11 protein-coding genes are annotated in these 14,691 nt (G+C 50.0%); 1 reads left to right on the forward strand and 10 read right to left on the reverse strand.

Going from position 1 to position 14,691, the window contains the following annotated elements:
- From LAJLEIBI_RS09035 to LAJLEIBI_RS09080, 10 genes are all read right to left on the reverse strand, one after another.
- Positions 1-924: a MurR/RpiR family transcriptional regulator gene (locus LAJLEIBI_RS09035; protein ID WP_006441499.1), complete on the reverse strand. Its 924-nt coding sequence runs from the start codon at positions 922-924 to the stop codon at positions 1-3.
- A gap of 135 nt (positions 925-1,059) precedes the next feature.
- Positions 1,060-2,475 carry an oxaloacetate decarboxylase subunit alpha gene (locus tag LAJLEIBI_RS09040; RefSeq protein WP_040434595.1) on the reverse strand — a complete coding sequence of 472 codons (1,416 nt, stop codon included), beginning with the start codon at positions 2,473-2,475 and terminating at the stop codon, positions 1,060-1,062.
- Positions 2,476-2,513: 38 nt separating this feature from the next.
- Positions 2,514-3,665, reverse strand: coding sequence for a sodium ion-translocating decarboxylase subunit beta (locus LAJLEIBI_RS09045; RefSeq protein ID WP_006441502.1), 1,152 nt, complete (start codon positions 3,663-3,665; stop codon positions 2,514-2,516).
- A gap of 49 nt (positions 3,666-3,714) precedes the next feature.
- A complete protein-coding gene (locus LAJLEIBI_RS09050; RefSeq protein WP_006441503.1) occupies positions 3,715-4,092 on the reverse strand; it encodes a biotin/lipoyl-containing protein in 378 nt (125 codons plus the stop codon).
- 28 nt (positions 4,093-4,120) lie between these two features.
- Positions 4,121-4,876: an OadG family transporter subunit gene (locus LAJLEIBI_RS09055; RefSeq protein WP_006441504.1), complete on the reverse strand. Its 756-nt coding sequence runs from the start codon at positions 4,874-4,876 to the stop codon at positions 4,121-4,123.
- Between the two features lie 44 nt (positions 4,877-4,920).
- Complete coding sequence (locus tag LAJLEIBI_RS09060; RefSeq protein WP_006441505.1) at positions 4,921-6,360, reverse strand: acyl-CoA carboxylase subunit beta; 1,440 nt, start codon at positions 6,358-6,360, stop codon at positions 4,921-4,923.
- 162 nt (positions 6,361-6,522) lie between these two features.
- The gene (locus LAJLEIBI_RS09065) at positions 6,523-7,284 is read right to left on the reverse strand and encodes an ABC transporter ATP-binding protein (RefSeq protein ID WP_006441506.1); all 762 of its coding nucleotides are present in this window, start codon (positions 7,282-7,284) and stop codon (positions 6,523-6,525) included.
- Positions 7,285-9,819, reverse strand: a complete 2,535-nt coding sequence (locus tag LAJLEIBI_RS09070) for an FtsX-like permease family protein (RefSeq protein WP_006441507.1) — start codon at positions 9,817-9,819, stop codon at positions 7,285-7,287. It lies immediately after the preceding gene.
- Between the two features lie 157 nt (positions 9,820-9,976).
- Entirely contained in the window at positions 9,977-10,708 is a 732-nt protein-coding gene (locus tag LAJLEIBI_RS09075) for an ABC transporter ATP-binding protein (protein ID WP_006441508.1), read from the reverse strand.
- Between the two features lie 2 nt (positions 10,709-10,710).
- Positions 10,711-13,362 carry an ABC transporter permease gene (locus LAJLEIBI_RS09080; protein ID WP_006441509.1) on the reverse strand — a complete coding sequence of 884 codons (2,652 nt, stop codon included), beginning with the start codon at positions 13,360-13,362 and terminating at the stop codon, positions 10,711-10,713.
- A 71-nt stretch (positions 13,363-13,433) separates the two neighbouring features.
- On the opposite strand from LAJLEIBI_RS09080, the gene LAJLEIBI_RS09085 reads away from it, so the two are divergent.
- On the forward strand, positions 13,434-14,171 hold the full coding sequence (locus tag LAJLEIBI_RS09085) for an amidohydrolase family protein (RefSeq protein ID WP_006441510.1): 738 nt from the start codon (positions 13,434-13,436) through the stop codon (positions 14,169-14,171).
- The last annotated feature ends 520 nt before the right edge of the window (positions 14,172-14,691 follow it).

A 14,691-nucleotide genomic window follows, 5' to 3' on the forward strand; every position in this document is an offset into this window, starting at 1 on the left:
TTATTCCTTGCCCGTTTCTTCGGAACCGCTAAGCTCCATCTTGTTGTTTACCATGTTCAGCTCGTCTTTGCTGTATACCTGGTACTCGTCCCATATTTTCTCAAGTGTCTCAAGTGTCGTTATCACCTCGTCCTGCTTCTTCATACAGAGCGCGACAACAAGCGCGTTGACAACGCTGAGCGGTGCAACAAGCGAGTCTACGATGGAAGCCATATCACTTCTGGCTATCAGATTGCAGGAGGAATACAGATTCATCGGTGAATGGATACTGTCCGTTAATGTGATCACCTTCGCCTTGCGGTTGCTCGCAAACTCCAGCGCTTTTAATGTGCGCATGGAATAACGCGGAAAGCTGATCCCTATGATGACATCTTCCTCGCTGATACGGATGAGCTGCTCAAATATCTCGCTGGAACTGTTCGTATTCACCGCTTTTACGTCCGGACATATGAGATTCAGGTAAAAACTAAGGAAGCTGGCAAGCGGAGCGCAGCTGCGTATGCCGATCACATAGATACGCCTTGCGTTCAATATGGTATCTACCGCCATCTCAAAAGTCTCGTGATCGATAGAACCCATGGTCAGCTTGATCTTCTCTATATCAGACTGAAGCACAGTATTCAGGATCTCTCCCTGGCTGATCCTTCCATAAGTCACTTCCATCCGCTGTATTGAGTTAAGCTTCGTGCGCACAAGTTCCCCGAGCGCCTTCTGAAAGCCCGGATAGCCGTCATATCCGAGCGCTGTGGCAAATCTGACGACCGTGGATTCACTGACCCCCACCTCTTCGCCCATCCTGGCGGCAGTCAGAAACGCAGCCTTATCATAGTCTTCGCGGATAAAACCGGCCAGCTTTTTCTGCCCTTTGCTGAATTTTGCATACTTTTCATCTATTTTCTGCAGTAACTCATTTTTGCTTCCCATGTCCCATAATCCTCTTTTTCAATATTTCGCAACATCTAATTATATACCAGATTCTTTTATTCTTCAATATGAAAATGCCCCGTCCTCTTCCGTCATTCTTGACGGACAAGGCCGGGGCTGCGCCTTTCCAGGCTCTTATACAGGATAACTTCCGTTTTCCGTGTCTGCCATTGTCTGATCAACTTTAGTCTGCTGCGCTTCTCTGTATTTAAAGAAGTCTGTAGCTACCTGCGGGAACAGAGCATATGTCAGAACGTCCTCATCCTGCTGGCTCCACTGTGCCATCTCACTGCGCAGCGTGTCAAGTTCATCCGGAATCAGATCAGCCGGACGGCAGGTGATGATCTCGGCGTCGTCGCCAAGAACTTTCTTTCTCACATCTTCATTGAACGGCTTCACGGTAGCACCGTACTTTCCGCTCAGCACATCTTTCGTCTCTTTTGTAGCCATTTTATAACGCTCACCCATCAGCACGTTGAACACAGCCTGCGTGCCGACGATCTGTGAAGAAGGTGTTACAAGCGGAGGTTCGCCCAGATCTTTGCGCACTCTCGGAACCTCTTCCAGAACATCGTAGTATTTGTCTTCTGCTCCCTGCTCTTTCAACTGTGAAGTCAGGTTGGAAAGCATGCCTCCCGGCACCTGATACAGCAGTGTCTTGATATTGACACCCATGTTTTTCGGATTGAGCAGACCGCTGGTGAGTGCTTCGTCACGGATCGGACGGAAGTAATCCGCGATCTCCGCAAGAAGATTCTGGTCAAATCCCGTGTCATACGGCGTGCCTTTAAAGGTTTCCACCATAACCTCCGTCGCCGGCTGGGATGTGCCGAGCGCAAACGGTGACATTGCAGTATCGATCACGTCAACGCCGGCCTCGACTGCCTTCAGATATGTCATGGACGCAACACCGGATGTGTAGTGCGTGTGCAGCTGGATCGGAAGGTCCACCGCTTCTTTGAGCGCTCCGATAAGCTCTGTCGCCTTATACGGAACGAGGAGTCCCGCCATATCCTTGATACAGATCGAATTGGCTCCCATTTCTTCGATTCTTTTTGCTATGTCCACCCAGTATTCTAACGTATAGGCATCTCCGAGCGTATAAGAGAGAGCTACCTGCGCTTCTGCCTTCTCCTTATTGGCGGCCGTAACAGCTGTCTGAAGGTTGCGAAGGTCATTCAGACAGTCAAAGATACGGATGATGTCGATTCCGTTGGAGACAGATTTCTGAACGAAATATTCCACAACATCGTCAGCGTACGGGCGGTATCCGAGAATATTCTGTCCGCGGAACAGCATCTGAAGCTTTGTATTTTTAAACCCGTCGCGGAACTTGCGCAGTCTGTCCCATGGATCTTCCTTAAGGAATCGCAGGGATGCGTCGAATGTGGCGCCGCCCCAGCACTCCACGGAATGATACCCAACCTTATCCATCTTGTCTACGATCGGAAGCATCTGTTCTGTCGTCATACGTGTAGCGATCAGTGACTGGTGCGCATCACGCAGAATAGTCTCAGTTATTTTAATTGGTTTCTTTTCTATATCTGCCATTCTTTCTTCCTCCATTTTCTACATATATCGCTCTTATGCTACATGACACCGAAGATCGCCATAAAGGTGCCGGCCGCCACCGCGGTTCCGATAACACCTGCCACGTTTGGTCCCATGGCATGCATGAGCAGGAAATTGGTCGGATCTGCCTCTGCGCCGACCTTCTGTGACACTCTGGCCGCCATAGGTACGGCGGATACACCGGCAGAACCGATCAGAGGATTTACCTTGCCGCGGGTCGCCAGACACATAAGCTTTCCAAACAGTACCCCCGCCGCAGTCCCGAACATAAACGCTACAAGGCCGAGAACTACTATCTTGATCGTATCCCAGTTCAGAAACGCCTCCGCGCTCGTCGTCGCGCCTACCGAAGTGCCGAGCAGGATAACTACGATATACATGAGCGCATTGCTGGCTGTCTCGGACAGCTGTCTTACCACGCCTGATTCGCGGAACAGGTTGCCGAGCATCAGCATACCTACAAGCGGTGCCGTCGTAGGAAGAATAGAGCAAACGACGATCGTAACGATGATCGGGAACAGGATCCTCTCCAGTTTGGATACCGGTCTCAACTGTTCCATCTTGATCTTTCGCTCTTTCTCTGTCGTGAGCAGCTTCATGATCGGCGGCTGAATGATCGGAACGAGCGCCATATACGAATACGCCGCAACCGCGATCGGTCCCATGATCGCCGTCTGCTGCAGCTTACCGGCAAGGAAGATAGACGTAGGTCCGTCCGCGCCGCCTATGATTGATACGGCCGCAGCGGCTTTATCAGAGAATCCCAGCGCCATGGCTCCCAGGTAAGCGGTAAAGATACCGAACTGAGCCGCCGCTCCGAGGAGGAAACTCTTCGGATTGGCAATAAGCGGTCCAAAGTCTGTCAGTGCACCTACACCAAGGAAAATCAGGGAAGGAAGGATTGCCCACTCATCCAGCTTATAGAAGTAATAGAGCAGTCCGCCTGTTCCGTTGGCCGCGTCCTCCGCATGCAGCATGATATCCGGATAGATATTCACGAGCAGCATACCGAAAGCGATAGGTACCAAGAGCAGAGGTTCAAACCCATGTCGTATTGCTAAGTATAGGAAAGCACATGCCACAGCAATCATGATCACGTTGCCCCATGTAAGGCTGAAAAAAGCTGTCTGATGCACGAGGTTTCCTAATGTCGTTGTTATATAATCCATTTTTTAACCTCCAGTCGTGTTTCAAACATAATAACATTTATTATGTTTCTTAGTTTAATGTAGCCAATACCGCTCCGGCTTCTACAGCATCACCGACAGCTGCGTCAATGCTTGCTACAGTTCCGTCTTCCGGTGCTACGACTGGAATCTCCATCTTCATTGCCTCGATGATGACTACTGCATCACCTTTCTTTACGCTTTGCCCTACGTTTGCTTCGATCTTAAATACTTTTCCGGCCGCTCCTGCCTTGACCTGGATGGAACCGGCTCCTGCCGATGCCGCTTTCGGGGCTGCCTTCGGAGCGGCAGGTGCCGCTTTTGGTGCCGCAGCGGCCGCAGCCGGTGCCGCAGGTGCTGCTCCCGCGCCTTTTTCTTCTACTGTCACATCATATACATTGCCGTTTACTGTAATTGTATAATTTTTCATCTTTTATATCCTCCTTGATTTCCCTCTGTTAATTCCATTTATTCGATGGCCTTCTTCTTATGCTTCTCACAACGAATCCATCGGTTGTCGTTCCTTCAGCCGCCGCGACCGCCGCGGAAATAACCGCCACCAGCTCCATATCGTCCGTCTCTGCGGCCGCGTCCACAATAACGGGCGCGTCCTCCACAGCCGCCGGCGCTTCCGTGGTCTTCTCCGGCTTTCTGCCGAACGCATTCTGCAATGCCGGAATAAAACGGAATAAGGATATAATCAGTGATATGAATATAAGTACGACAAACACTGTTCCCATTCCAAGGACTGTATTAAGCCCTGCTTTTTCGAGAATTTCTCCCATCGTATACTTTCCTGCAACAGTCATACTGTCCAGATTCAGATTGCCTCTCGTGTCTGCTTTGAATACGAAAGTGAGATCCGCATTGCGCTTTTCAAACTCTGCCGTAGTCGTGATCTTCAATTCTGTTCTGGACGGCTCGTATTTGTAATCCCCATGGCCCGCATAATCGCCGCACTCTTCGATTCCTGCCTTCCAGGCATCCATCGCGCTCAGAAAGCTGTCGGGAGTAAACGGAAGGCCCGCGCTCACAAACTGCTGCTCCATTGCAAACTCGGACATTCCATTCCACTGCTCTGTCGTCTCTTCGTCTGCATTTGCACAATAATCTATGAGAAAATCTGTCACCTGTTCCATACTGGCTTTGTCATACTCGACATCGGAATTCTGCTTGCTCCCGCACCCGGTAAAGCAGAGGACAGCCGCCAGCATACAGAGTAATAAGCTAATTTTTTTCTTCACTTTGCTCCACCTCTCTAAACCGTTCCGTGCTTTTTCACCGGGCGGTCTTCTCTCTTTGTGAATAACATCTCCAATGCTCCGATTACATATTTCCTCGTGTCGGCCGGCGCGATGATCGTATCCACATATCCCCGTCTCGCCGCAGCAAGCGGGCTTGACTGGATCTCTTTATATTCGGAAGCCTTCTCTTTTATCACATCTGCGTCTGCGCCTGCGTACATGATCTTTGCCGCGAGAGAGGCATCCATCATTCCGATCTCGGCATCCTGCCAAGCATATACCATATCAGCGCCGAGCGCTTTGCTGTTCATTGTCACATATGCACTCCCGTATGCTTTGCCGATAATAACATTTACTTTCGGCACAGTGGCGTCCGCAAATGCATACGTAAGCCTTGCGGCTTCTCTTGCGAGGTTCTTCTCCGCACACTCGCTCGCCTCAAACCCGGATACATTCGTCAATGTAAGGACCGGTATGTTAAAAGCGTCGCAGAATTTCACGAACTCCGCCGCCTTTCCTGCTCCTCCCGCCGACAGGGAGCCGTCAAACTCATCTGTCACTTCTGCGTCCGCATTATAAACTTTGGAACGATTTGCCACAGCGCCTACCGTCATTCCGTTCAGACGGATGAATCCGGTGACCATATCTTTTGCGTAATGTTTCTTCGTCTCAAAAAAGATATTGCTGTCGGAAATCTGGGCGAGGGCTATCGCCGTATCTTCCGCAGCGTTTTCAATGCCTGTGCAGGCGCGGTTCAAGTCGTCCGCACATTCATCATACGACGCGTCTTCTTCATTATTGCATGGCAGCATACATACGAGAGAACGGATGCTGCCGAGTATCTCTTCCTCTGTTCCGATATCATCGACAAGTCCTGCCTTTTCACTCTGGAACTGTGCTGATGATGTATCGCATTTAGATATTTCATTCCCTGGAATTGCATTTGGAGAATTGATGAATAATTTACCGCTCTTACCTTCCATGAACGTAAAGTCGGTAAGCGCAGGAACAACAGCCAGCCCCCCGCCGCATGTCCCGAAAACAGCTGTGATCTGGGGAATTACGCCTGATGCCATCGTCTGCTTCAGATACAGATTCCCAAATGCCTCCAGTGCATCTGTTGCCTCCTGAAGTCTGAGTCCTGCACAGTCCACAAGACCGATGACCGGTGCGCCCATCTTCATTGCCATATCATAGATGTTCGCGATCTTCTTTGCATGCATCTCACCGATCGCCCCGTTTAACACAGAAGCATCCTGGCTGTATACATACACCAGATTCCCGTCGATCACTCCATACCCGGTTATGACACCGTCCGCCGGAGTTTCTTTTTCCTGCATGTTGAAATCTGTAGTTCTGGCCGTCACAGCCCCACCTATTTCAACAAAGCTTCCTGCATCGAGCAAAGCTTCTATGCGATTGCCCGCTGCACTTCCTGTTGCCATGTTGTCCATAGTCTAGCCCTCCATTTTCTTACATATTCTAAATCAGGTCCTTTAGCATGAAAAATCTAAAAGTAAAACCAAATTTTTGCCAATTATATTGTATAATATTGAATTGAAAATAGCAATCCTTTTTGTTATAAAATTGACATTTTTTTCACATACTGAACCCGCCTATAATTCTGTTGTTTTGTCAAGTATCTGATGATAAAAGGCATCCTGGCTCTCTTCCCGCCGGATCGTATCTACGATCTCACCGTCTTTGAGCAGGATAATTCTTTTACAGTAGCTGGCCAGACGGGAATCGTGTGTCACCATCACAACAGTCTTGCCAAGCTCCTCATTTATTCTGCAGAGTGCTTCTATGACGACCTGCCCTGATCTGGAATCCAGGTTCCCTGTCGGTTCATCTGCCAAAACGATCTCCGGATCGTTGATGAGCGCCCGGCAGATGGCCGCTCTCTGCTTCTCCCCTCCTGACAGCTCATACGGCGCCTTGTACAGTAATTCACCGATGCCGAACTGCTTTGCCAGCTCTTCTGTCTTTTCTTTCATCACTTCAGGTTCTGCTTTGTCCAGGATCATCGGCAGCTTGATATTGTCCATCACAGACAGACTGTCCATCAGATAGAAGTCCTGGAACACAAAACCGATCTGACGTCTTCTTATATCTGCCAGTTCATCCTTCCACAGTTCTTCCGTATCCATCCCCTTAAAGATGACCGATCCCCCCGTTGGTCTTTCCAGCATTCCAAGAAGCTTGAGAAATGTCGTCTTGCCGCAGCCGGATTTCCCCATGATTCCGACAAACTCTCCCTGTTCCACCGCAAAATCGATCCCTTTCAGAACATGGATCTCATTTATCTCTACACTCTTTCTTGTCTCCACCTTATAATTGTGAACTAATTCCTTCGTCTCTATGATCTTTTCACTCATTTACACTTCCTGCCTCCCTACATTTATCCTGCTTTTTCTGATCCTGCGCTTCATCTGGAATACAAGCCACGCCATCCAGGCCGTCTGAATGACGAGATAGACGGCAGCCATCGTCCCTCCTGTCTTCATGTAATCCATGGTCTGTGAGGAACCGTATGTCCTAAGCCGGAACACAGAATACGTAAATATGGCCGCCGTCACAGTGCTTATGAAAAGGGGCACTGCCGCAAAGGGCCACATTTCTTTTTTGATCGTCTTCATCTGTCCCCGCTCGTGCATGCCCATGCTGTCATAAAACCCATACCGGCGGCAAATATCGTCCGCCTCAAACGAGAACTTGATATAAGTCAGAAAGCAGGCACATGCGGCGAGCATCAGGATGACAAACGCATAGACTACCTCTTTTGTATAGCGCTCAGAGACAATGTCCCTGACCGTCTGCCGGCTCCCGTAAAATACGCGGATATCATAATCATAAGATTCATCGCCGATATGCTGTTCACGGAGCGTCTCCAGTTCCCGGTCCACATCCTTGTAATGTTCTTCTGGTACATTTATCAGACAGAGATTTTTGATACCTTCCTCTGTTTTGGCATATGCGCCGTTAAAATAATCGTCGGAAAATACGACCAGATTTTCCTGGGATCCCCGCTGCAGCATTCCGGTCAGAATCTGGCACTCGTAATCTTTTACCTTCCACTGCTTATACTCACCCTCTCCGTCCGGCTGACCAAGCTTCAGATACGGGTTCGCAAGCTCTGCCCCGGCCGATACGTCGATGGGCCGTACTTTAAAAGAGCTGTCCTGCTGAAATACAAGATAAATTTCGTCGTCTTTTAAACCAAGCGCCGGCGGCTCAGGCAGCCTACGCGCCTCATAGAGCTTTCGGTACGTTGACTCAGAAATGCCTGCGTTCTGCCCCGGCGGGGCAAACATAATGAGCGACGCCATAAAATCAAAGGAGTTGCCTGTCGGTGACGTAACCCGAAGCATAGGGACGATATCCGCTCTGGCGCCGTATTTCTGTTCTATATCAGCTACCGTATCCTCATCCCCCTCATGCATCATCAGTACAAAATCATACGGACAAAGCTTTTCAGCCGGCTCTGCGATCAGGTTGCCGCAAAGCTGTATGAGAAATACTCCAAGCGCAAGGAGATGGATTGCAGTGAGCATGACGAGATATCTGCAGTTTTTCTTAAAACGGTAATAGAAAGGGATTTTTTCCAGTAAGTGCCGGTAGTAATACCTGTCCGACTTATCGATACACTTCATGAGAAACGCCTTCCCGTAAGATATCACAAGGTACAGGCCCAATATAAAACTGATCACCGTCCACATACTCGTATCGGAATAGTCAAAGATGCTGGACCGGATGAACTCAAGTCCCAGCAGAGCGGCAGGAATAAGAAATCTTCCGGGAATCTTTTCACTGACCACGTCCTTCACAGCCGCAAAAGAATCTCTCACCCGGAGATAAGACTCGTAATTGATGGCAGTGGCTATCATAAGTACAATGATATAGCCGGCCAGGGCAAACAGAAAGATGACAGGACTGATATCTGATACGGTCACATCCGGTCCCAGTTTTTTTATAAGAAGGTGCCTCATATACAGCAGTATCCCTGTGCCGGCGGCCACTCCCGCGATGAAAGAAATGAGAAGGCTTCCCGCATATTCTGCCGCCATGATGACGGACAAAGTCCTGCTCCGGATTCCGAGGACCGTAAACATCCGGTAATCAGACATCCTGCTTTTGATATAGTAAGAAAACACAAATGCTGTGAGAAATATGGTAAGAAACAGGATAAGGCCGACAGCCCGGATCAGGATCTGCTGCAGGCCGGTCCCGAGAACGATGTCCTCTACAGAATGAACGCTGTGAAGGATATAGTTCATTCCTATCGCCGCGGTCAGAAACGCGGCGGAAAGCACGCCGCTTAAGATAAAAAGCACGTAATTTTTCCATCTGTATTTGAAATTGTCCCAGATAACAGCATAGAATTCCCGGGGATATCTGCCTGGAAAGTGAAGACGGCGTATCCGCTCCTCCCGCTCCCTGCGTTCTCTTTTTTTCATAAGGCGGTAATTTTCATTGATCTCCTTACTCTGCTCCAGATACAGCACAACAAGAAACTCTATCCCTATGACGGCCACAAACGCAAAAAGAGCCGGACCTGCGTCATATCCCCCGAATATCGTATACCCGGTAAAATAAATAAATGTACATGCGTACATTCCCGCATTTAAAATTCTGTTTCTTCTGCTGCAAAGGAGAAGCACTTCGTGGACCACAGCAAGAAGGACCGCTGCAAGCGCCAGATAAGACACTGCGTAAGACGCGTATATATTTCCGCCGTCCGGGGCATACTCTGCAATTCCCCCCGCGGCATAAACAGCCTTAAAAAAACCGTACAATGTATATTCTTTCACTCCCACATCGGCCCATGGCAGCAAAAAGGCGCCTGTCACCGCAAGAAGACAGGCGATGAAGGAAAACCATTTTCCCTCAATTTTTTCCCGTTGTTTTTTCATGCAGACCTTCCCCCCGTTTTCTCATTGAGCATGCTTTCTATAAGCACACTCTACTCCTAATTCCCCCTTTTTACAAGTCTGTCCTATACACTTTTCTTATTCACAACGGTTGCCTGGACGGCAGCTGCAGCCGCCCGTCCGGGCGGACCCGCTTTGGTCACAGCCCGGCGGTACTCTCAAGTATCTCTTCATAAAATCCGCCGGCTGTCCCCCGGTCCAGCTCCCTGATGAGCAGCCCGTCCTTCAGCAGCAGCACCTTCTTGCACCGGCAGGCGATCTTCGGATCGTGGGTCACGATGATCACCGTCTTGTGCCACTCCTCGTTCAGCCTCCGGAACCACTGTATCACCTCCTCGCCCATGGCGGAATCCAGATTTCCGGTAGGCTCGTCGGCCAGTATCAGATCCGGATCATTCATGAGGGCGCGGCAGAGCGCGGCTCTCTGCCTCTCTCCGCCGGACATCTGATACGGATACTTCTTCGTAAGATGGCTGATTCCAAACTGCGCCGTCAGCCGTTCCATCTTCTCTTTCCTCCGCCCAGGCTCCATTTTATCCAGAATAGCCGGCAGCATTATATTCTCTTCCACTGTCAGGCTGTCCATGAGATTGTAGTCCTGAAATACAAAGCCCATGCCCTTTCTCCGGATGTCTGAGAGTTCCTCCTCCCACAGTGTGGCGGTCTCCCGGCCTTTTACATAGAGCTTCCCCTCTGTGGGCTCATCCATCAGACCGAGGATTTTCAGCAATGTTGTTTTCCCGCATCCGGAGCGGCCCATCACTGCAATGAATTCTTCCTCCTCCACGCAGAGACTGATTCCTTTGAGCACCGGTCCCTGCTCTGTATTGTATGTTTTTACCAGTTCTTCTGCCTTTAAGATCGTACTCATGATTACCTCCTCTGTCGCCTTCTGCCCCCGAGGACAGCGCGGATATAACAGGTTCCAAGTATTGCCGTGACGACTGCATAAAGCAACGTATAACACAAAAACAAGATACACAGGTACTTCACATATACTGCCAGCTCCCATGCCGTATACATTCTTTTTGCCGCCACAGCGCATATAAACGAAATGGACAGCAGGACCGCAGGAACATAACTGCCCCACACGATCTTTGCCATCTCCCGTACGAGAAGACGGCGCCGCTCTTTCTCAGGCATGCCGATACTTTTAAGCTGGGAAAACTTCTTCGCCAGCTCTTCCTGCTCCAGCCCGTATTTGATAAAAAAGATAAAGAAACTGCCCGTCAGAAGTCCGGCAAGCACCGCCAGGCAGGCAGCCTTCTTAAAGTGATGCTCTGCCTTCGTCTCAGCAGCAGCCGTCTGCTTTGCATAATACGGCTGTATCCTGTCATCCCAGGAAGCGTCGTTTTTATGCCGCTTCGCATATGTCTGTAGTTTCTGTTCGATAATTTCATAGTCGTCACCGCCGCATTTTATAAGCTTCAGCCGGGTGGGGCCTTCCTTTCCTCCTCCACCGCGGAAGAATCCGTCAAATACGTGGTCGGAAAGCACCACGATGTTCTCCTGCTGTCCCTGCTGAAACATTCCTGTCAGGATGCTGCGTTCACTGCTCTTCATAACATACTGAGGGAACAGGGTCTCTCTCTCCATAAAATCATAACTCCTCACCGGCTGTCCGATACGGAATCTCGGCTCCCTGTCACCTATGTACCATTCCAGCGGATGGCTCTTAACGGAAGTGTCCTGCTGGAACACTACATGGACCTCGTTCTCCTCCAGTTCAAGACTTTTTCCGACCGGTTCTCCCACGGCTCTTTTCAGTTCCCGGTAGCATGTCTCCGGCACCGCGATATGCTGGCCCTGGGGCCAAAGAACTCCCATATACTGGTTGGCGGCAGCCTGCTTCCATGTATATGGCGCGCCGAGGGGCGTCGTACACCTGAGCATCGGCCACGTATGGATTTCAACGTCACAGGTGGCGGAAAGGTCTGAAAAATAGTCCTCATCCTCTTCATAGGACATACAGACAAAGTCATACGGGTAGAGGCCGGCCGCGCTGCCGGCAGCTTCCACTGCGGCATATTCCGGAATGTAGATCATACCGGAGAGCAGATGAAGCGCAAAAAGCAGATACCAGAACCTGTAATTTGTCTTAAACCGGTACCGCCACGGCAGGATGGAAAGCAGTCTTTCCCCTTGTGTTTCCGACCGTCTGCTGCTGTATGCAGCTGTCCTGGCATGCAGGAAATAAAACAGCACAAAGGAACCGATGAGCATCCATATATTAGCAGAGAACTTCTCTGCCTCCGGCGGAAGCCAGTATCGTACCGCCGCCGACACAGTGACTGCCGTGCCTGCCGCAATGCCCGGTACGAGAAACCGATGCGGCATTTTCTCCGCCTCCTGTCTTCTTGTGGAGAGCTTAAACAAGCTTTCGTGCCCGAACAAATGATAATTAATGAGAGAGGACACTAAAACGGCCGCCCCATAGATACCCGCTGTTGCGGCCGCTGTCTTCCATCCGCCTGCAGACCATGGTCTGCTCCCGGTGATATCTGCAAGCAATGTCTTTCCGGCCAGAAAGAGTACCGAGGCGGCCAGGAACAGCCCCGCAAAATAAGCGAACAGCAGACAGACTGTATATTCCAGAGCAATTATGAGTCTCAGCGTATTCTTTCTTATACCAAGGCTGTAAAAAATGCTGTAGTTGTGCATTCGTGTCCTGAGGTAATGTGTGATGATCAGCGCCAGTATCAGGACGGAAATACATGCCGCAACCGGAAGGATCTCCCCCAGTATACGCTGCATGCCATTGCCGTAGCCTGTGCCGATGCCGGCGCCGCCCGCCTTAAGTCCGTACTGAACTCCAAGCAGAGTGTGAAGTATCGTAACGACGCCTCCTGCACCTAATATAAACAGAAAATAACTCTTCCGGTTATGGACAAAATTTCTCCAGACGACGTGATAGAAGCCCCGGTCATACCTTCCGGGGAAATGTTTTCTACGCTTTTTTTCTTCCTTCTTCTCTTGTTCTTCCCTCTTAAGCGCCTCTGCCTCATCCCGGATCTGTTTTCTCTGTTCCAGGTATACATGCCCCAGACTGTCGATCCCGACAGCGATAACAGAGACGATAAGTCCGTCGTCCGGCAAATACCCGCCGAATGTCACCAGCACGAGAAATACCGTCAGTGTCATGCCATAGATGATATATCTCAGAAACCGCGGATTTTTGCCAAACAGAAGCAGCACGATCCTTAGAATACTTAAGGCAGCTGCCGCCGCGGCCACATACAGAAGAAAATACGACGGCAGAAACTGAGCATATGCACTGTCTTTTGTCACCGCTTCACGTGCAGTCACCGTCACCCGGCTGAAATATTCCGGCAGTCCTCCGCTGGCATACACCGCTTTCAGAAACAGGGGCAGTGTATACCTCTTTCCCGCAAAAGTCAGCCATTTCAAACATAAGACAGAAGCCACAAAAACAACCGACGTTCCGATGCCGAGGAGCCGGCCTTCACTGCGCAGTCCGCACTTTTTTTTGCTGTTTTTACTCCTGTTGCCGTTCTCTTTTTTCATTGCCTTCCCTCCCTCATCACAAGACTAAAGACCCAGGCTGCAGCTTAGATCAGCGGCAGTACAAAAGTTATATGCCCGCAGCCAGAATTGCCATACCTACAATACCGACGATCACAAAGCACGCAATTTTAAGCAGGATCGAAGCCGCTGTCGATGAATGCCACAGACGCGGGATCAAATGCGGTGTTCATGCAGGGACAAACCCGGGCATACAGATGAGTATTGACGCCGGCTTTGATACGATCGAACACGCCACGTTCATGACGCTGGACCATGCAAAGCAGATGGCGGAAAAAGGCATCGCGTGGACACCGACTATCATGGCGTATACGCTGCTTTATGATATCTGTAAAGAAAACCTTGAAAAGAATGCAAATGCTCCGGTAAATGACCCTGTTATGCAGAAAGAAATGAAAGACTACCAGTATTTTGAACCTGCATACAAGGCATATAAAGAACACTTTAAAGAGCTTTATGATACCGGCGTCACAGTGATCGCAGGGACGGATATGGTTATGTACCAGTCCCCTCTTCTCCCTCTTCCGCGAGAGCTGCAGTATATGGTAGAATACGGTATCACACCGGCGCAGGCCATCCAGACAGCAACCTCAAATCCAGCGAAGGTACTCGGCGTGGAGAAAGAGCGGGGACTCGTAAAAGAAGGCCTGGATGCGGACCTGCTCGTCGTGGGAGGTGACTTAAGTAAAGATATCACATGTCTGAATGATGTAAAACTCGTCACACTCGGCGGCAGAAAAGTATTTGAAAATGGAATCCGTTATGTAGGGACGAACAATATGTTTATGTAAATGGTTGGGGGGGTGTTAAGGGATTTTGTGGATTGTGGCGTACGGCGAAGGAAAGGCGGCAGGGTGCTGCGGACCGGTCTGTGCGCTTGCAATCCGTAAGTGAAACGAACAAGGTATAGCCGGACACCGACAGATGCGATAGGAAATCTGGATGATTTCCTATCTTAGCTGTCTCAGAAACTGCACTTGTAGTGCAGTTTCTGGTCTGTCTATACCTTGTTCGTTTCTCTAACGGCTTGACAAAGCTCCCTCCAACGGCTCGCAGCACCCTGCCGCCTTTCCTTCGCCTGTTACCCCGCAAAGTTCTAAATCACTTAATGTGTGGGACCCCCCTGGGGCCAGTCTTAATGGATCTACACTGTAGATAGGTTTATCCATTGTGACAGCCTGGGAATCTCACGTTGAGAATGTTTAGATTCCTTGTGATGGAGCAGGCAGAGGGGACGGGTGTGCAGGACTGTGGAAGGGCGTTCGGAGGCAGACGTGGAAGCCGTTGCTTTAAAACGAGCCGGAAGCAGAC

Source organism: [Clostridium] hylemonae DSM 15053 (genome assembly GCF_008281175.1).
Classification (GTDB): domain Bacteria; phylum Bacillota; class Clostridia; order Lachnospirales; family Lachnospiraceae; genus Extibacter; species Extibacter hylemonae.

Excerpts from the sequence above, each read along its gene's own strand:
- LAJLEIBI_RS09040 (WP_040434595.1), bottom strand. The coding sequence starts at position 2,475 with ATGGCAGATATAGAAAAGAAACCAATTAAAATAACTGAGACTATTCTG.
- LAJLEIBI_RS09055 (WP_006441504.1), bottom strand. The coding sequence starts at position 4,876 with ATGCTGGCGGCTGTCCTCTGCTTTACCGGGTGCGGGAGCAAGCAGAAT.
- LAJLEIBI_RS09080 (WP_006441509.1), bottom strand. The coding sequence starts at position 13,362 with ATGAAAAAAGAGAACGGCAACAGGAGTAAAAACAGCAAAAAAAAGTGC.
- LAJLEIBI_RS09070 (WP_006441507.1), bottom strand. The coding sequence starts at position 9,819 with ATGAAAAAACAACGGGAAAAAATTGAGGGAAAATGGTTTTCCTTCATC.
- LAJLEIBI_RS09085 (WP_006441510.1), top strand. The coding sequence starts at position 13,434 with ATGCCCGCAGCCAGAATTGCCATACCTACAATACCGACGATCACAAAG.
- LAJLEIBI_RS09050 (WP_006441503.1), bottom strand. The coding sequence starts at position 4,092 with ATGAAAAATTATACAATTACAGTAAACGGCAATGTATATGATGTGACA.
- LAJLEIBI_RS09065 (WP_006441506.1), bottom strand. The coding sequence starts at position 7,284 with ATGAGTGAAAAGATCATAGAGACGAAGGAATTAGTTCACAATTATAAG.
- LAJLEIBI_RS09075 (WP_006441508.1), bottom strand. The coding sequence starts at position 10,708 with ATGAGTACGATCTTAAAGGCAGAAGAACTGGTAAAAACATACAATACA.
- LAJLEIBI_RS09045 (WP_006441502.1), bottom strand. The coding sequence starts at position 3,665 with ATGGATTATATAACAACGACATTAGGAAACCTCGTGCATCAGACAGCT.
- LAJLEIBI_RS09060 (WP_006441505.1), bottom strand. The coding sequence starts at position 6,360 with ATGGACAACATGGCAACAGGAAGTGCAGCGGGCAATCGCATAGAAGCT.
- LAJLEIBI_RS09035 (WP_006441499.1), bottom strand. The coding sequence starts at position 924 with ATGGGAAGCAAAAATGAGTTACTGCAGAAAATAGATGAAAAGTATGCA.